Annotated in this window: 19 protein-coding genes and 1 tRNA gene; 8 read left to right on the plus strand and 12 right to left on the minus strand. The window is 69.9% G+C overall.

Annotation, left to right across the window (positions count from 1 at the left end):
• Positions 1-22: 22 nt before the first annotated feature.
• On the minus strand, positions 23-2,017 hold the full coding sequence (locus J5F18_RS14305; RefSeq protein ID WP_346299259.1) for a cation:proton antiporter: 1,995 nt from the start codon (positions 2,015-2,017) through the stop codon (positions 23-25).
• 70 nt (positions 2,018-2,087) lie between these two features.
• Complete coding sequence (locus J5F18_RS14310) at positions 2,088-3,116, minus strand: AbrB family transcriptional regulator (protein WP_346299260.1); 1,029 nt, start codon at positions 3,114-3,116, stop codon at positions 2,088-2,090.
• Between the two features lie 124 nt (positions 3,117-3,240).
• Between J5F18_RS14310 and J5F18_RS14315 the strand changes: the two genes are divergently transcribed.
• Positions 3,241-4,020: a TlyA family RNA methyltransferase gene (locus J5F18_RS14315; RefSeq protein ID WP_346299261.1), complete on the plus strand. Its 780-nt coding sequence runs from the start codon at positions 3,241-3,243 to the stop codon at positions 4,018-4,020.
• On the opposite strand, the gene mscK is transcribed toward J5F18_RS14315, so the two are convergent.
• Positions 4,017-7,217 (minus strand): mechanosensitive channel MscK, encoded by a 3,201-nt coding sequence (gene mscK / locus J5F18_RS14320; RefSeq protein WP_346302239.1) that lies wholly within the window; start codon positions 7,215-7,217, stop codon positions 4,017-4,019. The genes J5F18_RS14315 and mscK overlap by 4 nt on opposite strands.
• Before the next feature lie 229 nt (positions 7,218-7,446).
• On the opposite strand from mscK, the gene J5F18_RS14325 reads away from it, so the two are divergent.
• The 5 genes from J5F18_RS14325 (at position 7,447) to J5F18_RS14345 (ending at position 10,114) form a co-directional block, all read left to right on the plus strand.
• Positions 7,447-8,505: a phospholipase A gene (locus J5F18_RS14325; RefSeq protein ID WP_346299262.1), complete on the plus strand. Its 1,059-nt coding sequence runs from the start codon at positions 7,447-7,449 to the stop codon at positions 8,503-8,505.
• Positions 8,506-8,596: 91 nt separating this feature from the next.
• A complete protein-coding gene (locus J5F18_RS14330; RefSeq protein ID WP_346299263.1) occupies positions 8,597-8,920 on the plus strand; it encodes a DUF883 family protein in 324 nt (107 codons plus the stop codon).
• On the plus strand, positions 8,920-9,327 hold the full coding sequence (locus tag J5F18_RS14335; protein ID WP_346299264.1) for a phage holin family protein: 408 nt from the start codon (positions 8,920-8,922) through the stop codon (positions 9,325-9,327). Before J5F18_RS14330 ends, J5F18_RS14335 begins: the two co-directional genes overlap by 1 nt.
• Entirely contained in the window at positions 9,317-9,625 is a 309-nt protein-coding gene (locus J5F18_RS14340) for a YqjK family protein (RefSeq protein ID WP_346299265.1), read from the plus strand. The genes J5F18_RS14335 and J5F18_RS14340 overlap by 11 nt, the downstream gene beginning before the upstream one ends.
• Before the next feature lie 33 nt (positions 9,626-9,658).
• Positions 9,659-10,114, plus strand: coding sequence for a CopD family protein (locus J5F18_RS14345; protein WP_346299266.1), 456 nt, complete (start codon positions 9,659-9,661; stop codon positions 10,112-10,114).
• Here J5F18_RS14345 and J5F18_RS14350 read toward each other — a convergent pair.
• Positions 10,105-10,761 carry a hypothetical protein gene (locus J5F18_RS14350; protein WP_346299267.1) on the minus strand — a complete coding sequence of 219 codons (657 nt, stop codon included), beginning with the start codon at positions 10,759-10,761 and terminating at the stop codon, positions 10,105-10,107. The two genes, J5F18_RS14345 and J5F18_RS14350, sit on opposite strands and share 10 nt — an antisense overlap.
• Positions 10,762-10,868: 107 nt before the next feature.
• Positions 10,869-12,059, minus strand: a complete 1,191-nt coding sequence (locus J5F18_RS14355; protein ID WP_346299268.1) for an NAD(P)/FAD-dependent oxidoreductase — start codon at positions 12,057-12,059, stop codon at positions 10,869-10,871.
• 281 nt (positions 12,060-12,340) lie between these two features.
• Here J5F18_RS14355 and J5F18_RS14360 point away from each other — a divergent pair, with 281 nt between their 5' ends.
• Together J5F18_RS14360 and J5F18_RS14365 are read left to right on the plus strand one after the other, a co-directional pair.
• A complete protein-coding gene (locus J5F18_RS14360; protein ID WP_346299269.1) occupies positions 12,341-13,438 on the plus strand; it encodes an efflux RND transporter periplasmic adaptor subunit in 1,098 nt (365 codons plus the stop codon).
• Entirely contained in the window at positions 13,438-16,551 is a 3,114-nt protein-coding gene (locus tag J5F18_RS14365; protein ID WP_346299270.1) for an efflux RND transporter permease subunit, read from the plus strand. The genes J5F18_RS14360 and J5F18_RS14365 overlap by 1 nt, the downstream gene beginning before the upstream one ends.
• A gap of 640 nt (positions 16,552-17,191) precedes the next feature.
• On the opposite strand, the gene J5F18_RS14370 is transcribed toward J5F18_RS14365, so the two are convergent.
• The 7 genes from J5F18_RS14370 to J5F18_RS14400 form a co-directional block, all read right to left on the minus strand.
• On the minus strand, positions 17,192-17,617 hold the full coding sequence (locus J5F18_RS14370) for a DUF3617 family protein (RefSeq protein WP_346299271.1): 426 nt from the start codon (positions 17,615-17,617) through the stop codon (positions 17,192-17,194).
• A 471-nt stretch (positions 17,618-18,088) separates the two neighbouring features.
• Positions 18,089-18,176 (minus strand) — tRNA-Ser (locus J5F18_RS14375).
• Between the two features lie 115 nt (positions 18,177-18,291).
• Complete coding sequence (locus J5F18_RS14380) at positions 18,292-18,795, minus strand: YiiD C-terminal domain-containing protein (protein WP_346299272.1); 504 nt, start codon at positions 18,793-18,795, stop codon at positions 18,292-18,294.
• A gap of 13 nt (positions 18,796-18,808) precedes the next feature.
• Entirely contained in the window at positions 18,809-19,369 is a 561-nt protein-coding gene (locus J5F18_RS14385) for a nitroreductase family protein (RefSeq protein ID WP_346299273.1), read from the minus strand.
• A gap of 79 nt (positions 19,370-19,448) precedes the next feature.
• Entirely contained in the window at positions 19,449-20,285 is an 837-nt protein-coding gene (gene queF, locus J5F18_RS14390; protein ID WP_346299274.1) for an NADPH-dependent 7-cyano-7-deazaguanine reductase QueF, read from the minus strand.
• Complete coding sequence (locus J5F18_RS14395) at positions 20,282-21,055, minus strand: ABC transporter permease (RefSeq protein ID WP_346299275.1); 774 nt, start codon at positions 21,053-21,055, stop codon at positions 20,282-20,284. The genes queF and J5F18_RS14395 overlap by 4 nt, the downstream gene beginning before the upstream one ends.
• Positions 21,052-21,887: ABC transporter ATP-binding protein (locus J5F18_RS14400; RefSeq protein WP_346299276.1), on the minus strand; the 836-nt coding region annotated here is incomplete at its 5' end. The genes J5F18_RS14395 and J5F18_RS14400, both read right to left, overlap by 4 nt.

Consider the following 21,887-nt stretch of genomic DNA (forward strand, 5'->3'; position numbering starts at 1 on the left):
CCACCCCGGCAGGGCCCGGACTCTACTCGCCGGCCTCGGTGGCCTCGCCGCCGGTCAGGCGGCGCTCCACCCGTTCGAGGTTGTCCCGGGTACCCAGCAGCACCAGCACGTCGTCGGCCTGCACCTCGGTATCCGCCTCTGGATAGCGCCGGCGCCGGTCCTGGCGCACCATGGCGGTAACCGAGACCTGATCCCGCTCGGTATCGAGCTCCGCGAGGCTATGGCCGATGGCCGGGCTTCCCTCGCTCAGCACCACCGAGTGCAGCCGCTCCTGCTCAGCCGCCGGGCGGAGATCCTGAATGCTGTCCAGGCTGCCACGGAACAGCTCGCGCAGCATGCGGTAGTGGCTGGTGCGCTGCTCCTGGAGGTGGCGAGTGACCCGGTAGAGCGGGACGCCCAGGGCCTGGAGCGAATGGGAGGTGAGGATCATGCTCGCCTCCAGGGTTTCGGGAATGACCTCGCTGGCTCCCGCGGCGATCAGTTCGGCGACGGAGCCCTCGTCCTGGGTGCGCACCACGGCGGGGACACCGGGGTTGAGCTGCACGGCATGGCGCAGGGTCTTGAGCGCCGCCGGGCGATCTTCGTGGCTGATGATCAGCAGCCTGGCCCTCTCGAGCCCGACGTTCTCCAGCACGGCGGCGTCAGAGGAGTCGCCGAAGTAGACCGGCTGCCCCGCCAGCCGCGCTTCACGCACGATGGCTGGATCCAGGTCCAGGGCCACATAGGCGACCCCCTCGCTCTCCAGGAAGCGCGCCACGGTCTGCCCGGTCCTGCCGAAGCCACAGATCACCACGTGACCCTGCTCCTCCGGCTCCTGGGGGGGCGGGGCGACCTCCTCCGGCTTCGGCGTCACCCGCCCGAACAGCCGGGCCGCGAGGGGCTGATTGTAGCGGATCAGGAACGGCGCCAGGATCATCGAGAAGAGCACCGAGGTGAGCACCACCTGGGCGGGATAGCTGTCGATCACCCTGCCCTCGAGGCCGATGGCCAGCAGCGCGAAGCCGAACTCGCCGCCCACCGCCAGCAGCAGGCCGGTGCGGAACGCCGTCTGCATCTCCACGCCGGAGAGGCGCACGATCAGGGTCACCAGCCCCAGCTTGATGCCCAGCAGGGCCAAGGCCCCGAGCAGCGCCTCCCACCAGATCGCGGGCAGCAGGGCCGGCTCCACCAGCATGCCGATGCTGACGAAGAAGAGCCCCAGCAGCACGTCGCGGAAGGGACGGATGGTCGACTCCACCTGATGGCGAAACTCGGTGTCACCCAGCACCATGCCGGCCAGGAAGGCACCGAAGGCCATGGAGAGCCCCAGGGTCTTGGTGGTCCAGGCGGAGACCAGCGACACGAAGAGCACCGTCAGAGTGAAGAGCTCGGCGGAGCGCCGCTCGGCCACCAGGTGAAACAGCGGGCGCAGCAGCAACCGCCCCGATACCAGCACGATCGCGAAGGCCAGCAGCGCCTTGGCCAGGGCCAGCCCCAGGGCACCCGCCACCTCCTGGGCGGCCGCCACCCCCAGCACCGGAATCACCACCACGAAGGGGACCGCGGTGATGTCCTGGAACACCGACATGGTGGTGCCCAGCCGCCCGTGGCGGGTCTGGCTCTCGCCCTGCTCCATCAGCTGCTTGGTGATGATGGTGGTGGAGGACTGGGCGAACACCGCCCCCACCACGAAGGCCGCCGGGCCGGGAAGGCCCAGCCACCAGGCCAGAACGCCCACCACCGCCGTGGTCAGGGCCACCTGGGCGGTGCCCAGGCCGAGAATGGTATGCCGCAGCGCATAGATCTGCGGCAACGAGAAGCTGAGCCCGATGGTGAAGAGCAGGAAGACGATGCCGAACTCGGCGATCACCCGGATGGTGTCATCGGGCACCACCGGTCCGGCGGTGTGGGAGCCCAGCAGCACCCCCACCAGCAGGTAGCCCAGGCTGGGCGGGATCCGCAGCCGCTGGAAGACCAGCACCACGGCCACCGTGGCGCCCAGCAACAACAGCATCTGTACCAGTGCCTGCTCCAGCATCCCCTGCTTCCCTTGTCAGCCCTGCGGGCCTTGCCTGTCGTTTATGGTTGGTGCTGAACCGACCAGTATATCAGCCGGACACCGACTGCCGGCGAAGCCAGCGCGCCAAGAAGGGCGCGACGAGCATCAGCGCGATCATGCGCAGCAGGTGATGGAAGGCCACGAAGACCGGGTCGATATCCAGGGCCACGGCGAGGATCGCCATCTCGCCGATGCCGCCGGGCGCCAGGGCCAGCAGCGCCACGTCCCGCGGCACCCCGAGCAGGCGGTGGATCAGCTCGGCAAAGAGCGCCAGCACCGCCAGGGCCAGCATGGTCGCCACCGCCGCTTCGCGCAGATAGCGCAAGAAGCGGCCCCGGGAGAGGCCCCGAAAGCGTGAGCCGATGGCGCTGCCGAGCCCCCAGAGCATCATGTTCATGCCCCAGTCGGGCAGCTGCAGGCTGGCCACATCGAAGCCGGAGAGCAGCGCGGCGAACAGCAGCGGCGCCAGCAGGGACGGGGTCGGCAGCCGCAGCCGGCGGCCGAGTGGCACCAGCAGCAACAGCGCGGGCAGCATCCACAGGTGGGCGGCCGGGGCGGCGGCGTCAGGCGCGGCGGCGGGCGCCCCCTCCCACAGCCAGAACAGCGGCGGCAGCCATAGCACCACCAGGAGGATCCGCAGCGACTGGGCGATGGCGATGCGCTGGGGGTCGCCGCCGCACTTCTCGCCCATCAGGATCATCGCCGTCATTGCGCCGGGGGCAGAGGCGAACCAGGCGCTCACCGAATCGAAGCCGCAGCGCCGGTACCAGGCCGCGGCCGCGGCGGTAGACGCCGCCACACCGGCCAGCAGCAGCAGCATGGAGAGCGGCCAGTCGACCACCCGATAGGCGAGCTCCGGCGTGACCTGGCTGCCCAGCACCAGGCCCAGCACCCCCAGCAGCGCCTCGCGCAGCCCCTCGGGCACCCGCACATCCAGGCCGCGGGCCGAGACCACCAGGTTGGCGACCAGCGGGCCCAGCATCCAGGGCAGCGGCAGCCCCAGCACCTGGAAGAGCAGCCCCCCCAGGGCCCCGAAGGCCAGCGAGCGCGCCAGCGCCTGTCCGGCGGCCAGATCCACTCATGCCCCTTCGATTATCCGACTAATGAATACTCCATTATGCCGAATGGCGACGCAAAGACCAGCGCTGCACCCCGATCGGCCCGGCGGCTATAATGGGCCCCTTCCACCACACGGAACCGCCATGCCACGTCTCGACCAGCTGCTTGTCACCCAGGGCCTGGCCCGCTCCCGCACCCGCGCCCAGCGGCTGATCCGCCACGGACGGGTGCGCCTGGCCGAGGGCGGCCGCGTGCTCACCAAGCCCGGGGAACAGCTGCCCGAGGGAGTGACGCTACGCGTGGAGGCGGACCCCGAGGAGCGCTATGTCTCCCGGGCGGGGCTCAAGCTGGAGTCGCTGATCGAGGCGCTGGGGCTGGAGCTCGGCGGCCGACTGGTACTCGACGTGGGGCAGTCCACCGGCGGCTTCACCGACTGCGCCCTGCGCGCGGGCGCCCGCCATGTGATCGGCGTGGAGGTGGGCCACGACCAGCTCGACCCTAGCCTGCGCGACGACCCCCGGGTGACCTGCCTGGAGGGCCTCAACGCCCGGGCCATGGCCGCCGACGCTCGCCTGCAGGCGGCCCTGGCGGCGCAGGGCACCGCGGGGCCGGACCTCGCGGTGATGGACGTCTCCTTCATCTCCCAGACGCTGATCCTTCCCCAGCTCGCCGCCCTGCTGCCGCCGGGCGGCGAGCTCGCCAGCCTCGTCAAGCCGCAGTTCGAGGTGGGCCCCGGCGGGGTCAACGCCCGCGGGCTGGTCACCGACCCCGCCCGCTATGCCGAGGTGGAGGCGCGGATTCGCGCCTGCTGCGCCGAGCAGGGGTTCGGCGTTCGCCACTGGCAGGCGAGCCCGCTGCTGGGCGGCGACGGCAACCGCGAGTTCCTGCTCCACGCCGTGCGCGAGTCGCCGGCGGCCGCCTAGCGGCCGCCATCGCCGCCGCCTCCATCGCCCAGGTCGAGATCGCCCGGATCGCCGTGGCTGCCCGGCGGCGGATGCCGCTGGGCCCGGGGCAGTTCGCCGGCCTCCAGCACCTTGCGGGATTCCCCTGGGCGCTTGAGCCAGACCTCCAGCTGGTTGAAGGCGATATCGACGCCGTGCTCGGCAAACAGCTCGCCCACCCGGCAGTTGATCTCGTCGGTGGCGTAGAGCCGGTCGCCCAGGGCGTTGACGAAGACCCGGAGCTCGAAGTCCAGGGTGCTCTCGCCGTAGGCCATGAAGAAGACCTGGGGCTCGGGGTCGGCCAGCACCCGCGGGTTCTCGTGGGCGGCCTGGCTGAGCAGCCGATGCACCAGCGCCTGATCGGAGCCATAGGAGACGCGGTAGTTGAGCACCACCCGGGTCACCGTATCCGACAGCGACCAGTTGATCAGCTGGTCGGTGATAAAGGTCTGGTTGGGGATGATGATCTCCTTGCGGTCGAAGTCGGTGACCGTGGTGGCCCGGATGCGGATCTTGCTCACCGTGCCGGTCAGCGCCCCCAGGGTGATGGTGTCGCCGATGCGCACCGGACGCTCGAAGAGGATGATCAGCCCCGAGACGAAGTTGGCGAAGATCGCCTGGAGGCCGAAGCCCAGGCCCACCCCCAGCGCCGCCACCAGCCACTGCAGCTGGCTCCAGGCCACCCCCAGGGTGGCCAGCGCCGTCACCAGGCCGGTGCCGACGATGGCGTAGGAGAGGAGCGAGGTGATGGCGTAGGCGCTGCCCTGCTTGAGCTCCAGGCGCGACAGCACCATCACCTCGAGCAGGCCCGGCAGGTTGCGGGCCATCACCAGTGTCAGCCCGACGATCAGTAGCGCGGCGAAGATATCGGCCACCGACAGGGTCGTGGTGACCAGCTCGACCCCCGGCTCGCCGTTGGCCTCCCAGATCGCCACCTGCTCCAGGTAGCCAAGCACGGTGAGCAGGTCGGCCCACACCAGATAGAGCAGCAGCGCGAAGCCGAGCAGCAGGATCAGCTTGGAGAGGCGCAGCGACTGCTGGTTGATCTGCTCCATGTCCAGGGGCGGCTCCTCGACCACCACCTCCAGGCCACCCTCGGCGCCCTCCTTCACCTCGGCCCGGCGCCGCGCCAGGGCGCGCCGGAAGGCCAGCCGCCGAGCGGCCACGGCGAGCCCGCGCACCACCGTGGCCTCCACCAGGATCCACAGGCCCAGCAGGTAGAGGGTGATCGCGAAGCGACCCACCAGGCTGAGCGCCGTGTACTCGTAGCCCGCTGCGATCAGGCCGATCAACACCAGCGGCACCGCCGCGATCACCAGCCCCAGCACCAGCCGGAGCAGGCGCACGCCGAAGAAGGGGGTGTGCGCCAGGATCAGCCGCGCCTGCAGGATACTCATGGCCAGCAGGCCCGCCACCAGCAGGCCCAGGGCCACCGGGCGCTGGGTCAGGCCGAACTCGGCATCCCGGGCCAGGGTGGCGATCATCAGCACCGGCACCAGGGCCACGCCCAGCCAGCCGAGCAGTCGACGCAGGCGGGCCACGTACTCCGCCGACCAGTAGAAGTGCTTGGTCGCCACCCCGTCTCGCACCAGCAAGCGCCGCGCCCAGGCGATCACCGCCCAGGCCAGGGAGAGCTGCAGGACGGCCAGCCCCAGGCCGTGGGCGATGCCCTCCCCCCCGGTCACCAGCGCCGTCCCCAGGGAGGCCAGGATCAGCGGCCCCGGCAGGGCCATCAGGGCGTTGAGCAGGACGGCCTGGGGGGTGTGCAGCTGGGTGTCGCTGCGAAGCCGGCCGATCTGCTCGTGGATCCGCAGCAGCCGCGCCCGGATAGCGCGGCGGCACCACAGCAGCCCGATGGCCAGCAGCAGCGGCGGCAGGCCGGCCAGCGACGCCGCCGAGGGTGGACGCCAACGGCCCGGCAGCGCCATCCGCCACTCGCCTTCCCGCCACTCGAGGGCCAGGTTGGCCGGCAGCTGCCGCGCCCAGGCCAGGTCAAGCGGGCGGGTGTTGGCGACCCAGAAGAGCTGCTCGTCGATGGTGGCCCTGAGCGCCCGGGAGGTCTCGAGCAGCTGCTGCTGGTTGAGCTGCAGCTCCACCGCCGTGCTGAGCAGGCTGCCGTAGCTCTGCTCCAGGCGGTCCACCAGCTCGCGCCGCGACTGGTAGAGGCGCTGCAGCGACTCCACCAGGGCCTCAGTGATCTCGACCCCGGCCTCCTCGAGGCGCTGGTTGGCCAGCCGCTCACTCTGGCGCAGGGTGTCGCGCTGGCGCACCAGGTCGAACTGGCGCAGCCGCAGGTCGGCGATCTCGTCCTGGAGGTCGCGGCGCGGCGCCACCTGGGGCAACGAACGGCGCTGCTCGCGCAGGATGCGCGACAGCAGGATGGAGCCGCGAATCGCCTCGATCTGCTCGTTGAGGCTACGCTGCAGCTGGCGCACGTGGTCGAGCTGGCTGCGCACCGCCAGGCTCTCGCGGAGCAGGGCGTTGTTGCGATCGTTGGCGCGCAGCAGCTCCAGGCTCAGGTCGCGGTTGATCTGCTGGGCGCGCTCCAGCACCGGATGCCCCGCCTCCAGCAGGGGATCGTCCCGGGCGGCATCAGCGATGGCCTGCTCGGAGGCCAGGCGGCGCTGGCGATCGATGACGTTCTGCAGCAGCGACAGCTCGCTCTCCTGGCGGCTCTGGCGCTGCAGCAGCAGGTCGCGGCGCTGCTGATCCAGTTCGCGCAGGCGGGTATTGGTGCTCAGCTCGCGCTGGTGCAGCAGCAGGCTCACCTCGGCCAGGCGCCGCTCCACCTGGCGCTGCCAGACCCGGGGGTCGTCCTGGGCCAGGCCGCGCCCCTCGAGCTCCTCCTGGGCGCGCCGCGCCCGCTCCACCGCCTGCATCGCCTCGGAGATGGCCTGCTGGGCCCGCTCGGGCAGCGTCTGGGCCGAGATCAGCTGGGCATTGACCTCGGCCTGGCGGTCCTGGAGGCGCTGCAGCTCGATCACCGCCTCCAGGGCGGCGAGGCCCGACAGGGTCGCCTCCAGCGCCTCGCTGTCGCGCCGCTGGGCGGCGCTGGGCGTCTCGCCCTCCTCGGGGGCGAGCGCCTCAAGCCGCGCCTCCACCTCGCCGCGTTCGGGCAGCGCCTCGCGGGCCTGCGCCGGGGCCCAGGCCAGGAGCAGCAGGGTCAGCAGCAGCGCCACCCCGGCCCAGCGGCCGACGAACCGCGGTGGCACCGACGCCTTGACGGGGCTTTCGCCCGCACCTCTCTCCACTCGCCACCTCGCTTGCCGACCCCGGACGCCTGCCCACGATTCTCAGCCCCCGGGGGGGGCCAAGGCAATCCCGCTTCCCCGTGGAGGCGTGCGGTTGACTTGACCCGCCGGCGTGGTAGAACGGCGGTCTGAACTCCTCCATTTCACGGACGCCACCATGCCCTCGCCGATTCGCCCCGCCGCCCTCGTCAGCGTCCTTATGGCCCTGCTGCTCCCGGTCGGCCTGCTCGAGGCGTCCGACTCCCTGCCCGACAACCCCGGGGGCGAGGAGAGTGCCGCGGAGCGCGCCGCCCTGGAGGCGCGTATCCGGGCCCTCGGCGCGGAGCTGGATGCCCTTCAGGACGAGCTTCGGGCGCTGCCGGAACCGGAGGACGCCCCGGAGATCCCCCCGGACGAGCTGGCCGCCCGGGAGGCCGTTGAGCGGCGCCAGCTGGAGCTCGAATCGCGCCGCAACCCCTTCGCCATCACCACCTATCGGCGCAACTACCTCTTCCCGCTGAGCTACACCACCAACCCCAACCACGAGGCCTTCCGCGAGATCTCCGAGCTCAACGGGCCCAACGACCTGGAGGTGAAGTTCCAGTTCAGCGCCAAGGTCAACCTGATGGAGGGGGTGTTCGGCGACACCGGCGACCTCTACTTCGCCTATACCCAGCGCAGCTGGTGGCAGGCCTACAACACCGACGCCTCCTCCCCCTTCCGGGAGACCAACTACGAACCGGAAGTCTTCATGAACTTCGACAACGCCTGGCGGGCCCTGGGCTGGACCAACGTGCGCAACCGCCTGGCGCTGAACCATCAGTCCAACGGCCGCTCCGACCCGCTGTCGCGCAGCTGGAACCGGGTCTATGTGGAGAGCATCTTCCAGCGCGGCGACTGGGCCTTCAGCCTGGCCCCCCACTGGCGCATCCCGGAGTCCAAGAGCGAGGACGACAACCCCGATATCGATCGCTACATGGGCTATGGGGACGTCACCGTCGCCAAGCGCCTGGGGGAGGACGAGGTGAGCCTGCTGGTGCGAGGCAACCCCAGCGCCGGCAACATGGGCACCCAGGTCGACTACTCCTGGCCGCTGTTCAACGGCAACGTCCGGGGCCACGTGCAGTACTACTACGGCCATGGCGAGAGCATGATCGATTACGATCACCGCAACCACCGCCTGAGCCTGGGCTTCAGCCTCAACCCGCTGTTCGGCGGCGGCAGCCTGACACGCTGACCCCGACCGGGAGCGCGACCCTCGGCCGCGCTGGCAAGGGGTGCCCCGGCTGCTATGCTGTGGCTGTCATTCACCGTCAGAGGAAGACCCGATGGCAAACCGTGCCCACGAGACCACCCAGCAGCTCAAGGAAGACCTGCACCACCTCACCCAGACCATCGAGGAACTGGTCACTGCCACTGCGGATGATTCCCGCAGCAACATCAAGGAATTGCGCGACCGTGCCGAGAAGCGCCTCAGGGAGACCCGCGACCGCCTCGAGAGCCGCGGCGAACGCCTCTACGGCGAGGCCCGCGACTCCGTCGAGCACCAGGTCGACGCCCTGGACCGCTACGTGCACGACAACCCCTGGAGCAGCATCGGCATCGGCGCCGCGGCCGGGGTGGTGATCGGCCTGCTGCTCGGGCGTCGCTGATGCCGGAAAGCCAGGGACCGGCACTGCGGCTGTTCGGCGCCGCCAAACGCCTGCTCGGCAGCCTGCTGGCCACCGGCGAGACGCGGCTGCGTCTCGCCGTCCTCGAGCTGGAGGAAGAGCGCGCCCGACTGATCGCGCTGCTGCTGCTGGCGGGGCTCAGCCTGATCCTGCTGATGCTGGGCATCGGCGCACTCACCGCCCTGGTGATCGTCGCCTTCTGGGACAGCTACCGACTCACCGCCATTGCCGCAAGCGCCCTGCTGCTGCTGGGCGGCGGCGCCCTGCTGGCGCTGCGGGTACTCCAGCTGGCCAAACGTCGCACCCTGCTGGTCAGCACCCTGAGGCATCTTGCCACCGACCGCGACCTGGTGGAGCGCGAGCGCCGGGAGGAACGCCATGACCGCTGAGCCGCCGGCACGCCGTGACGCCGCCGGCCACGGCCAGACCGAGCGCAAGGCCCGGCTGGAGGCCGAGATCGAGCAGCAGCGCATCGATATCCTGGTCGAGGCGAGCCGTTGCCGCGAGGCCAGCCGCCCCATCGACGAGGGCTGGCAGACGCTGATGCGCTTCAAGGCGCCGCTCCTCGCCCTGGGCGGCCTGCTGCTGATGAAGAGCGCCCGCCACCCGAACTCCCTGCTGCGAGTCGCCAAGCGCCTGGCCGCCGGCGCCCTGCTGCTGCGGCGCGCACGACGATTGCTGCGCTGAGCCTTCCCCCCCGCGACACCCCGAGGAGCCCCCATGGCCATCGCCCTGACCCTGCACGTGATCGCCGCCGTCCTGTGGGTGGGCGGCATGTTCTTCGCCTGGATGGTGCTGCGGCCGGTGGCCGCCGCCCAGCTCGAGCCGCCGGCCCGCCTGGCCCTGTGGCGTGGGGTCTTCGCCCGCTTCTTCCCCTGGGTGTGGGCCGCGGTGGCGGTGCTGCTCGCCAGCGGACTGTGGATGCTGTTCGCGGTGTTCGGCGGCATGGCGGCGGCCCGCTGGCACATCCACCTGATGCTACTGGTGGGCCTGGCCATGATGGCCATCTACCTGCACGTCTGGTTCGCCCCCTATCGCCGGCTGTGCCGGGCGGTGGAGGCATCCGACTGGCCCGAGGGCGGCCGACAACTGGCGCAGATCCGGCGGCTGGTGGGCGTGAACCTGCTCCTCGGCCTGCTCACCACCGCCATCGCCAGCGGCGGACGCTATATCTGAAGCGCGGCGGCCTGGCCCCGGTCCTCTGCACCGCCGCCGGGCACCCAGCGCATGCAGCCTGAGCCGCGGGCCAGGCGCTTCTCGAGGAAGGCCCGGGTGCGCGCCTGGCCGTCGCTGCCGTCATTGGCCCATACCGCCAGGGTTGCCAGGAACAGCGCCGTGAGCGCCACCTCCTCCACCTGGGCCCGCCGCGTGCCGTATCGGGCCGGCAGCCGGGCCGCCTCGCGCCACCACTGCACGGTGCGCGACAGGTCGAAGAGCATCGGCACCCAGGTGTGCAGGTGAGGCAGATGCGCCTTGGTGCGCAGCATCGCCACCGTGACGCGGCGATGGGCGGCCAGGGCATCGAGCCAGGCCAGCAGGCTGTGCGCCAGGCGCTCCGCCTCGGGCCAGTGGTCGAAGCCGTCCGGCTTCTCGGCCAGCATCGCCTCCCAGCCGCGTGCGAACCAGGCATTCGCCACCGCGTCCAGGTCGCGGAACTCGGCCAGCACCGCGGCCATCGGCACCTCCAGGCGCGCGGCCACCTCGGTGAGGCGCACCGCCTCCCAGCCGTGGGCCTCGGCCTGGTGCAGCGCCTCCTCGACCACCCGGTCGCGCAGCGGGGTTTCATCGCCCGCCGGCGCTTCGTGGACGGCGATCATGCTCATCTCTCTCCTCCTCTGCGGGTCGGGCACTCGCGCTTCGCGCGTCCTCCTGGGTGGAGCATAGATGCCTTAGCGCCCCGGTCACAGCTCAGGGCCCGGTCGGTGGGGGATCAGAGGGCGTTACCGCAGGCCACGCCGCTGGCCCAGGCCCACTGGAAGTTGTGCCCGCCGAGCTCACCGGTCACGTCGAGCACCTCACCGATGAAGCGCAGCTGGGGCAGCCCCTGCACCGCGAAGCTCTTCGACGAGAGGTGGCGGGTGTCCACGCCCCCCAGCGTCACCTCGGCGGTGCGCCAGCCTTCGGTGCCGGCGGGCTTGAGCCGCCAGTCGCCGAGCCGCTCGGCCCAGGCGGCCAGCTCGGCGTTGCCGCGCTCGGCCAGCACGCCGTCGCCGCCGTGCCAGTCGATCAGCGCCTGGGCCAGGCGCCTGGGGAGCCGCTCGCCGAGCCAGGAGGAGAGACGCCGCCTGGGCGTCTCCCGGCGCGCGACGCGAAGCGCCTCCAAGGCGTCCACGCCGGGCAGCAGGTCGATGGCGAGCTCGTCGCCGGGCGCCCAGTAGCTCGAGATCTGCAGCATCGCCGGGCCCGAGAGGCCGCGGTGGGTGAAGAGCATCGGCTCGCGGTAGTGGCCGCGGGGCTCGCCGGCGCGAAGCGAGCGCACGGCCACCTCACAGGCCACCCCGGCGAGCGACTCGGCCCGCGCCTTCCACTGGGAGGTCAGGGTGAAGGGCACCAGCGCCGGGCGGGTCTCGGTCACCGCGAGGCCGAACTGGCGGGCGATCTCGTAGCCGAAGCCGGTGGCGCCCATGGTGGGAATGGAGAGTCCGCCGGTGGCCACCACCACCGCCCCGCAGTCGAGGGTGCCTGCCGAGGTCACCAGGCGCATGCCCTCGCCGCACCGCTCGATGCGCTCCACGGCGGTCTTGAGGCGGATCTCCACGCCGGCCCAGTCGCACTCGGTGAGCAGCACTCGCACGATCTCCTTGGCGGACTCCGCACAGAAGAGCTGACCCGGGGCCTTCTCCACGTAGTCGACGCCGTGGCGCTCCACCAGCTCGACGAAGTGCTCGGGGCGATAGCGCTTCAGCGCCGAGATGCAGAAGTGGGGGTTCGCGGAGAAGAAATTGCCGGGGCCGGTGGCCAGGTTGGTGAAGTTGCAGCGACCGCCCCCGGACATCAGGATCTTCTTGCCGGCCCGGTTGGCGTGGTCGATGACCAGGACACGCCGTCCCGCGTAGCCTGCCGTTAGGGCACACATCAGCCCGGCGGCGCCTGCGCCGATGATCACCGCGTCATAGGTCATGGTCACTCCTGGCCCGCGTCGTCAAGGGAGGCGCATTCTATCAGCCGGCCCGGGGAAGCCGCCAAGTCGGGGACCCTCCAGGCGTCCCGATTCACCGACCCTACAGCTGGGAAACTATTGTATAGCCCTTGTACACTAAGAAGATGGTGTCGCATTGCGCACCAAGAAGGTGGTGCCGTGTTGCGCATTGTTGCCACACTTTTCGGTACGATCATTGATAGCTTGTTAAGGATTGCTACGGATTGGGCAGTCGTCCCTTGCCTCTCACGCACAAGAGCCCCATGACCAGAACGCCCACCCCTCGCCTTGCCCGCGCCGGCTGCCTGCTGGCCGTGATCCTGATCCTGGTGGCGACCATGCCGCTTGCCGCCCAGGAGCCGACGCCGGTGATCGGTGCCCGCGCCACCCTGGAGCCCTGGTCGGATCCGCTGGAGGCGCTGGGCACCCTGCGCGCCGACGAGAGCGTCACCCTTTCCGCCACCGTCACCGATACCGTCGCCGAGCTGAACTTCCGCGACGGGCAGGTCGTGGAAGCGGGCCAGCTGCTGGTGGGCCTGCAGGACGCCGAGCAGCAGGCCCAGCTGCGCGCCGCCCAGGCCCAGCGCGACGAACGCCGCGCCACGGTCAACCGTCTGACTCAGCTGCAGAGCCGTAACCTGGCGCCCCGGGCCGACGTGGAGGACGCCCAGGCGCGGCTGCGCCAGGTGGAGGCGGAGATCCAGGGGCTCGAGGCGCGGCTGCGCAACTACCGGGTGCGCGCCCCCTTCGACGGCGTGGTGGGCTTTCGCAACATCAGCGTGGGTAGCCTGGTCACGCCCGGCACCGAGCTGGTGACCCTCGACAAGATCGACGTGATGAAGCTCGACTTCAGCGTGCCCGAGGTGTTCCTGGCCCTGCTCGAGCCCGGCCTGCCACTCAGCGCACGCAGCGCCGCCTTCCCCGCGGTGCGCTTCGAGGGACGCGTGGAAAGCGTCGGCTCCCGGGTCGACCCGGTCAGCCGCAGCGTGATGGTGCGCGCCGAGCTGGCCAACCCCGAGCTGCGGCTGCGCCCCGGCATGCTGATGGAGGTGATCGTGCAGCGCAGCCCGCGGGACGCCGTGGTGGTGCCGGAGACCGTGCTGATCCCCAGTGGCGACCGCCAGTACGTGCTGGTGATCGACGAGCAGAACGAGAACCGCGTCGAGCGGCGCCGGGTACGGGTGGGCGAGCGGCGCACCGGCCAGGCAGAGATCCGCGAGGGGCTCACTGGCGGTGAGCTGCTGGTGGCCCACGGCGTCCAGCGCGTCCAGGAGGGCGACCGGGTTGCGCTGCTCGGCGTGGCCGATGCCGACACCTCGGTGCGCGAGATCCTCGAGGCCAGCCGCGAGGAGCGTGGCTGATGCGTCTCTCCGACCTCTCCGTCCAGCGCCCGGTGCTGGCCACCGTGCTGGCGCTGTTGATCGTCGCCTTCGGCCTGCTGGCCCTGCAGCGCCTGCCGCTGCAGGAGTACCCCGCCATCGACCCGCCGGTGGTCAGCATCGACACCCGCTACCCCGGGGCTTCGGCCAGCGTGGTGGAGACCCGCATCACCCAGCTGCTGGAGGACCGTATCGCCGGGGTCGAGGGCATCGAGCTGATCACCTCGTCGAGCGAGGACGGGCGCTCGCGGATCAACATCGAATTCCGCCTCGACATGGATATCGATGCCGCCGCCAACGATATCCGCGACCGCATCTCCGGCGCGCTGCGCAACCTGCCCAGCGAAGCCGACCCGCCCGAGGTCCAGAAGGCCGACGCCAGCGAGGAGGTGGTGCTGTGGCTCTCCCTCTCCGGCGACGGCTACAGCATTCCCGAGCTGACCGACTACGCCGACCGCTACCTGGTGGACGGCTTCTCGGTGCAGCCCGGCGTGGCCAGGGTACGGATCGGCGGCGGGAGCGAGTACGCCATGCGGGTGTGGCTCGACCGCAACGCCCTGGCCGCCCGCAACCTGACGGTGAGCGACGTGGAGGGCGCGCTGCGCGCCGAGAATGTGGAACTCCCCGCCGGCTCCATCGAGTCCCGCGAGCGCCAGTTCGTCGTGCGCCTGCCGCGCAGCTTCAACCAGCCCGAGGATTTCGAGCGCCTGGCGCTGACCCAGGGCAGCGACGGCTACCTGGTGCGCCTGGGCGACGTGGCCCGTGTAGAGGTCGGGTCGGTGGAGGACCGCTCGATGTTCCGTGCCAACGGCGTGCCCATGGTGGGGCTGGGGATCATGAAGCAGTCCACCGCCAACGTCCTGGAGGTCTCCCGCGGGGTCCAGGCCGAGCTGGAGCGGGTCCAGGACAGCCTGCCGGAAGGCATGACGCTCTCCCTCAACTACGACGCCTCGGTGTTCGTGGCCGGCGCCATCCGCCAGGTGGTGGTGACCCTGTTCATCGCCATGAGCCTGGTGGTGGTGGTGATCTTCATGTTCCTCGGCAACGTGCGCACCACCCTGATCCCGGCGGTGACCGTGCCGGTGGCGATCATCGGCGCCTTCATGGCGCTGGCGTTGATGGGCTTCTCCATCAACCTGCTCACCCTGCTGGCGCTGGTGCTGGCCATCGGGCTGATCGTCGACGACGCCATCGTGGTGCTGGAGAACATCCACCGGCGCATGCACGACTACGGCGAGACGCCACTGGTGGCCGCCTTCCGCGGCACCCGCCAGATCGCCTTCGCGGTGATCGCCACCACCCTGGTGCTGATCGCGGTGTTCGTCCCGCTGGCCTTCCTGCAGGGCAACGTGGGTCGACTCTTCTCGGAGTTTGCCCTGACCATGGCCGCCGCGGTGGCCATCTCCAGCGTGCTGGCGCTGTCGCTGACGCCGATGATGGCCTCCAAGATCCTCAGGCCGGCCCAGGAGGACAGCCGCGTGGCCCGCGCCGTGCAGTGGCTGCTGGAACTTTCCCAGCGCCTCTACCGTACCCTGCTGGGCTGGGTGCTCAAGGCGCGTCTGGCGGTGCTGGGGGTCTTCGTGGCGCTGGTGGCCGCCACGGTGTGGCTGGCCAACCTGCTGCCCAGCGAGTACACACCGCAGGAGGACCGCGGCAGCTTCATCATCCTGGTCAACGGTCCGGAAGGCGCCACCTTCGACTACATCATGGATTACATGAACGAGATAGAGGCGCGCCTGGCGCCCATGGTCGAGAGCGGCGACATGGAGCGAGTGGTGATCCGCGCGCCGCGGGGCTTCGGCAACATCGAGAACTTCAACAACGGCTTCGGCATCATCGGCCTGGCCGACTGGGGGAAGCGCCGCGACGCCTGGTCGATCATGGACGACGTGCGCCGCGAGCTCAACGGGCTGCCCGGGGTGCAGGCCTTCCCGGTGATGCGCCAGGGCTTCGGCCAGCGCATCGCCAAGCCGGTGGAGTTCGTGCTGGGCGGCGGCACCTACGAGGAGCTCGCGGAGTGGCGCGACACCCTGATGGCGCATATCCGCGAGGACAACCCCCGGCTGATCGGCCTGGACAGCAACTACCGCGAGACCCAGCCCCAGCTGCGGGTGGACATCGACTACGAGCGGGCCGCCTCGCTGGGCGTCACCGTCACCGAGATCGGCCGCACCCTGGAGATTCTGCTCGGCGGACGCAACGTGACCCGCTACCTGGACAACGGCCAGGAGTACGATGTGATCATCGAGGGCGATCGTGCCAGCCAGGCGAGCCCGCGGGCGCTGGACAATATCCAGGTGCGTTCGGCGCGCACCGGCGAGCTGATCCCCCTGGCCAGCCTGGTGACCCTCACCGACTTCGCCGGCGCCAGCACCCTCAACCGCTTCAACCGCCTGCGCTCGATCACCATCGAGGCCAACCTGGCCGACGGCTACTCGTTGGGCGAAGCGCTGGACTACCTGGAGGCGGCCGCCGCCGAGGTGCTGCCGGCCCAGGCGCAGACCGACGTCAGCGGCGCCTCGCGGGACTTCCAGCAGGCCAGCGGTGCCACCACCTTCCTGCTGATTCTCGGCGCCCTTGTGGTCTTCCTGGTGCTGGCCGCCCAGTTCGAGAGCTTCATCCACCCCTTCGTGATCATGCTTACCGTGCCCCTGGCGATGAGCGGCGCCATGCTGGGGCTCTTCGTCACCGGGCAATCGCTGAACATCTACAGCCAGGTGGGGCTGGTCATGCTGATCGGCCTGGCGGCCAAGAACGGGATCCTGATCGTGGAGTTCGCCAACCAGCTGCGCGACCAGGGGCTGGCCTTCCGCGACGCCCTGGTGGACGCCGCGGTGACCCGGCTGCGGCCGATCCTGATGACCGCCGTGACCACCATGGCGGGCTCCATCCCGCTGATCCTCGCCAGCGGGGCCGGCAGCGAGTCACGCATGGTGATCGGCACGGTGATCCTCTCCGGCGTGGCCGCCGCCACGCTCTTCACCCTGTTCATCGTGCCGGTGGCCTACGACCTGATGGCCCGCCACACCGGCTCCCCCGGCGACGTCAAGCGCCGGCTCGACGAGGAGATGGGCACCGGCCCCGCCGGCCGTTGAGGCCGGCGAGGCGCCGTCAGGGAGTACGAGGGGTCCCCGTCCCGCCGAAGCGGGCAAGCCCGCCTCGCTGCCTCGGCGCCGGGCGCGGGGGGACCCCGCTGGCACACAGCCAGCAGGTCAGGATGGCATCCGTTGAGTACAGCCAGAAATACCCGCACATCGACAACGGCAGCCAGGCCACCGACATGCACACTAACGACTGGGGGCCGCCCGCTCGGGAAGCCCGCTCAACCGGAAATCGAATGATCTTGGCCATGGTGATGGCCCTCCGCGCTCCAGGGGTATGCCAGGCACCGGCTCGGGTTGGGCCTGTCCGCCAGGAACCTGCACGCTTGACGGGCTACCGAGCCGGGCGATGGGTTCGCCGCTCGCCTCCCTTCTTCTGTTGTATCTTCCCTGGCTGGATCCTTGCCGGCTGGCGCCGTGATGCCTGGCGGCCAGCCACTCCCTTGCAGTTTGACTCTTTTTCAACGTCGCGCCACCAAGGCAACTGACCTTGAATCAACTCTCGGCATAGCTACATTTTGAAACATAGCCTTACAATTCAGATAATTCAAGCACACTCTTCGGTGAGCTGCCGACCGTTACAACGACGCCGGCCACCCCGTGGGGTGGCCGGCGTCGTTGACGGGATGGTGGCTCAGCAGTCGCCGATACGCGCGCCCTCGACCCGGGTGTTCATCTGCATCTCGCCCATGGGCGACTGGACGTTCACGTCCACATGCCCCTCGACGCGCTCGCCCAGGAAGTCCATGCGGCCATCGATGTTAGCCTCGCCGTCTTCGGCGTGGCAGACCATGCGGTAGTCGAGCCCATCGGCGGAGACGTTGTGCTCGAGCAGCTCACAGCCCTCCTCCACCTCGAGGAACTGGAAGTCCGCATCGTCCAGGTCCCCCTGGGCGATACACTCCTGGTGGGTCTCGGTCTGGTCGGGAATCGGCACCTCGCCGGTCACCGAGGTGGTGCTGGTGAACTCCCAGAGCCCCGGCACGATATTGGGGGTGTCGGCCACGGCGGCCAGCGGCAGGGCCAGCACGGCGGCGGCCAGCAGGGAACGTAACGGCATGGGGTGTCTCCCGATCTGTGAATGGCATGCCTCTCCTTCGGCACGGGCGTCAGCTTACCGCCAATCCGTGCCGGAGCCCAACCGGGCCGACGGCGCGCGGCTGGCGCGACACCGGCTCAGAGCCGCACCACGGCCGCCTCACTCGCGCACGGCTCTGGCTCGGGGCCCTTCTCGGCGCAGAATGGTGCCACGATCGCCCGCGGCATAGACCGCCCCGCCCCGGGTGGCGCACATTGCGCGGAGTCCGTAATCGCTGCCGCTGGGCTCCGCCACTCACGGCCACGCCACCATCACCATGACCCAACGCCGCTACGGCAAGTGGATCCGCAGCGACGGCCGTGACGTCCCGGCCATGATCGAGAAGGTGCTCGGGCCCTGAGTATTCCCAGATCTGTTCCCAAAACCGCTCCCAAGCGCCAAAAACGAGAAAGGGGAACCAAGCTAAATGCTTGATTCCCCTTAAATATCTCGTGGCGGAGGGGGAGGGATTCGAACCCTCGAAGCCTTTCGACTTACACACTTTCCAGGCGTGCTCCTTCGACCACTCGGACACCCCTCCGCATTGTCATCCGGCTACCTGGGCACTGGGCTTCGGCATCTGGACGTCGTCCCTTTCTCTCAAGGACGGCGCGTATGCTATCGCCTTAAGTGCGCGATTGCAAGCCGTTTTCCGCTCAGCGGTCGGCGAGCACGGCGTAGTCGCCGCGGGCCTCGAGGCACAGGGTCTCGTCGCACCAGAGCCGCTGCACCAGGGCGATGCGCCCCCGGCCCTTCTCGGCGAGCTGCTCGGCAAGCCGCTCCGGCCCGCTCTCCGCCTCCGGTTCACACACGAGGCGATAGTCGCCGGTGACCGGCGCCAGGAAGCGCTGGCTGGCCTCGGCCACCACCACGTCCCGGGCCAGGCTGTGGCGACGCAGCCAGAGGGTGGTCCAGCACCAGCCCAGCAGGGTGGTCTGGGCGGTGAGCGCCCCGCCGAAACCGGTGCCCTTGTCGTTGAGGCTAGGCGCGAGGTCCAGCGTCCAGGTCAGGCGCTCCTCGTCGCGATGCATCTGGCGAATGCCCAGCTGCCCGACCAGGGGGATCGCCTCGCCGAGCCAGGCCAGGAAGCGCGCCGGGTCATCCTCCTGCCCCGGGGCGGGCAGGGGGAGCCGCGGGTGGGGCGTGCCGATCTCGCGCATGCTCGCTCTCCCCTCAGCGCCAGTGTTCGACGAAGGCGTCGATGTCGTGCTCGGGGAGGGGCCGGTGGCGCCCGCCCAGCTGGCCCAGGTAGATGAAGGCGACCACCTCGTCCTCGTCGTCGAGCCCGAGCCCCTTGCGCACCGTGGGGTCGAAGGCGTACTTGCCGCTGCGCCACATGGCGCCGAGCCCCTGGGCGTGGGCGGCCAGCAGGATGCCGTGGGCGGCGCAGCCGGCGGAGATCACCTGCTCGATCTTCGGCACCTTGGGGACGTCCGGGGTGACCCGAGCGATCACCGCGATGATCATGGGCGCGCGCCGCGGCTTCTTGCGAGCGGCGTCCAGGGCGGCATCGCCCACGTGAGGGTCCTCGCGGTACTCCGCCTCGGCGAACAGCTCGCCCAGACGCTCGAGCCCCTCCCCCGAGAACTCGATGAAGCGCCAGGGGCGCAGCACCTTGTGGTCCGGGGCCCGCAGGGCCGCCCGGTAGATGGCCTCGAGCTGTTCAGGGCTCGGCGCCGGCCCCATCAGCTTGCCCATGGAGCTGCGTTCGTGCAGCAGCGTCAGCGCATCCATTAGCCTCTCTCCCTCGGCAAGGTTCGACAATCGATAAGTCGGGACTGTACCAGCCGGCCGCCCGGGTGTCCTGCCGGGCCTATTGCCTGGCCAGGCGCAGGGGCGCCGGCGGGCGCTCGCCGGGGGTAGCCCGCCAGGGGCTGATGTCGAGCCCGCCGCGGCGCACGTAGCGGGCCAGCACCAGCAGCCGCTCGGGACGCGCCCGCTCGAGCAGGTCCATGAAGATATGCTCCACGCAGTGCTCGTGGAAGTCCTGATGCTGGCGGTAGCCGATCAGGTAGCGCAGGAGTCCCTCGCGGTCGAGCCTGGGGCCGCGATAGCGGATCAGCACGCTGCCCCAGTCGGGCTGGCCGGTGACCGGGCAGTTGGACTTGAGCAGGTGCGAGTGGAGGGTCTCCTCGACGATCTCCTCCCCCACCGCCAGGTGCTCGGCGCTGGGGGTGTAGTCGCTGACCTCGATGTCCAGGTCGTCCAGGCACTCGCCGGGCAGCCGCCGCGGACTGAGCGCCTCGTCGTCCACGTCGAGCAGGGCCACGGCCACCGGGGCGCCGGCCGCTCCGGCCAGGTCGCGCTCCAGGGTCTCGATCACCGCCTCGCGACTCTCGAAGCGGGTCTGGTTGTAGCCGTTCAGGTAGAGCTTCCAGGACTTGGACTCGATCAGGTTGGGCGACTCGGCCGGCAGTCGGAAGCGCGCCACGGCCACCAGCGGCTTGCCGCGGGCGTTGAGCCAGCTCATCTCGAAGGCGTGCCACTCGTCCTCGCCGACGAAGGGCAGCGCGCCCGCCTCGATGCCCAGCGGGGCGCGATTGGCGGCACGGGGGATGGGATAGAGCAGCCCGGCGTCATAGTGCTCCGGGTAGGCGGCATCGCGCCCCAGGGGCGCATCGGCCAGGGTGTCGGGACGATGGTGGCTCATGAGCGGATCCCCTTGCCCTGCTCCAGCATCCACAGGGCGATGCCGAAGAGCACGACGATAAAGGTGAGAATGGCGGCCAGCGCCCAGCCCACCGGGATATCGGAGACGCCGAGGAAGCCGTAGCGGAAGACGTTGACCATGTAGAGGATGGGGTTGAGCATCGAGGCGCCCTGCCAGAAGGCCGGCAGCAGCGAGATCGAGTAGAAGACCCCGCCCAGGTAGGTCAGCGGCGTGAGGATGAAGGTGGGCACGATGGAGACGTCGTCGAACTTGTTGGCCAGCAGCGCATTGATGAAGCCGCCGATGGAGAAGAGCGCGGCGGTCAGCACCACCACCCCGACCGTGAGCAGCGGGTGCGCCACGCTGATGCGGGTAAAGAAGAGCGACACGATGGAGACGATCAGCCCCACGCCTAGACCCCGGGCCATGCCGCCCAGCACGAAGCCGGAGAGGATCACCCAGTTGGGCATTGGCGAGACCATCATCTCCTCCACGCTGCGCTGGAACTTGTTGGAAAAGAAGCTCGAGGCGACGTTGGAGTAGCTGTTGGTGATCACCGCCATCATGATCAGGCCGGGGACGATGAAGTCCATGTAGCTGAAGCCGTCCATCTCGCCGATGCGCGCGCCGATCAGGCTACCGAAGATGATGAAGTACATGGTCATGGTGATCGACGGCGGCAGCAGGGTCTGCGGCCAGATCCGCGTGAAGCGCTTGATCTCCTTCACCACCAGGGTCCAGAGGGCGATGGCGGTCTGCGTCGGGTTCATGGGCGGTCCTCCGCGACGGCGGCGGCCTTGTCCCGGGCATCGTTGCCCTGCTCCACCATGGTGACGAACATCTCCTCGAGGCGGTTGGCGCGATTGCGCATGGAGACCACCTCGAGGCCCTGTGCGCTCAGGGCGGCGAAGGCGTCGTTGATGCGCTGGCCGCGATGCACCACCAGCGCCAGCTGGGCGGGCTCCACCCGGCTCACCTCGAAGCCGGGCAGCTCGGGGGCGGCCTCCACGGGGGCGGCGAGGTCGAGCAGGAAGGTCTCGGTGTCGAGCTCGGCGAGCAGCTCGCGCACGCCGGTGTTCCGGATGATCTCGCCATGGTTGATGATCGCCACGTTGCGACAGAGGCTCTCGGCCTCCTCCAGGTAGTGGGTGGTGAGGATGATCGTGGTGCCCTCCTCGCGGTTGATGCGCCGCATGTACTCCCACATGCTGCGGCGCAGCTCGATGTCCACACCGGCGGTGGGCTCGTCGAGGATCAGCAGCTTCGGGCGATGCATCAGGGCGCGAGCGATCATCAGCCGGCGCTTCATGCCGCCCGAGAGCATGCGCGCGCTGCCGTTGCGCTTGTCCCACAGGCCGAGGTCCCCGAGCAGCTGCTCGGCGCGGGGCAGCGCCTCGCGGCGCGGCATGCCGTAGTAGCCCGCCTGGGCAAGCACGATATCGATCACCTTCTCGAACTGGTTGAAGTTGAACTCCTGGGGCACCACGCCCAGGTGGTACTTGGCGCGGGCGAAGTCCCGGTCGATATCGATGCCGAAGATCGAGACCTTGCCGGCGCTCTTCTGCACCAGCGAGCAGACGACCCCCAGGGTGGTGGACTTGC

This window comes from Halomonas sp. BM-2019 (genome assembly GCF_017584085.1).

What these genes read in the sequence shown, in the direction of transcription:
- J5F18_RS14395 (WP_346299275.1), bottom strand. Translation starts at nt 21,055, where the DNA reads ATGAACCCGACGCAGACCGCCATCGCCCTCTGGACCCTGGTGGTGAAG.
- J5F18_RS14335 (WP_346299264.1), top strand. Translation starts at nt 8,920, where the DNA reads ATGCCGGAAAGCCAGGGACCGGCACTGCGGCTGTTCGGCGCCGCCAAA.
- J5F18_RS14305 (WP_346299259.1), bottom strand. Translation starts at nt 2,017, where the DNA reads ATGCTGGAGCAGGCACTGGTACAGATGCTGTTGTTGCTGGGCGCCACG.
- J5F18_RS14360 (WP_346299269.1), top strand. Translation starts at nt 12,341, where the DNA reads ATGACCAGAACGCCCACCCCTCGCCTTGCCCGCGCCGGCTGCCTGCTG.
- queF (WP_346299274.1), bottom strand. Translation starts at nt 20,285, where the DNA reads ATGAGCCACCATCGTCCCGACACCCTGGCCGATGCGCCCCTGGGGCGC.
- J5F18_RS14385 (WP_346299273.1), bottom strand. Translation starts at nt 19,369, where the DNA reads ATGGATGCGCTGACGCTGCTGCACGAACGCAGCTCCATGGGCAAGCTG.
- J5F18_RS14355 (WP_346299268.1), bottom strand. Translation starts at nt 12,059, where the DNA reads ATGACCTATGACGCGGTGATCATCGGCGCAGGCGCCGCCGGGCTGATG.
- J5F18_RS14325 (WP_346299262.1), top strand. Translation starts at nt 7,447, where the DNA reads ATGCCCTCGCCGATTCGCCCCGCCGCCCTCGTCAGCGTCCTTATGGCC.
- J5F18_RS14330 (WP_346299263.1), top strand. Translation starts at nt 8,597, where the DNA reads ATGGCAAACCGTGCCCACGAGACCACCCAGCAGCTCAAGGAAGACCTG.
- J5F18_RS14350 (WP_346299267.1), bottom strand. Translation starts at nt 10,761, where the DNA reads ATGAGCATGATCGCCGTCCACGAAGCGCCGGCGGGCGATGAAACCCCG.
- J5F18_RS14345 (WP_346299266.1), top strand. Translation starts at nt 9,659, where the DNA reads ATGGCCATCGCCCTGACCCTGCACGTGATCGCCGCCGTCCTGTGGGTG.
- J5F18_RS14365 (WP_346299270.1), top strand. Translation starts at nt 13,438, where the DNA reads ATGCGTCTCTCCGACCTCTCCGTCCAGCGCCCGGTGCTGGCCACCGTG.
- J5F18_RS14315 (WP_346299261.1), top strand. Translation starts at nt 3,241, where the DNA reads ATGCCACGTCTCGACCAGCTGCTTGTCACCCAGGGCCTGGCCCGCTCC.
- J5F18_RS14340 (WP_346299265.1), top strand. Translation starts at nt 9,317, where the DNA reads ATGACCGCTGAGCCGCCGGCACGCCGTGACGCCGCCGGCCACGGCCAG.
- J5F18_RS14380 (WP_346299272.1), bottom strand. Translation starts at nt 18,795, where the DNA reads ATGCGCGAGATCGGCACGCCCCACCCGCGGCTCCCCCTGCCCGCCCCG.
- J5F18_RS14370 (WP_346299271.1), bottom strand. Translation starts at nt 17,617, where the DNA reads ATGCCGTTACGTTCCCTGCTGGCCGCCGCCGTGCTGGCCCTGCCGCTG.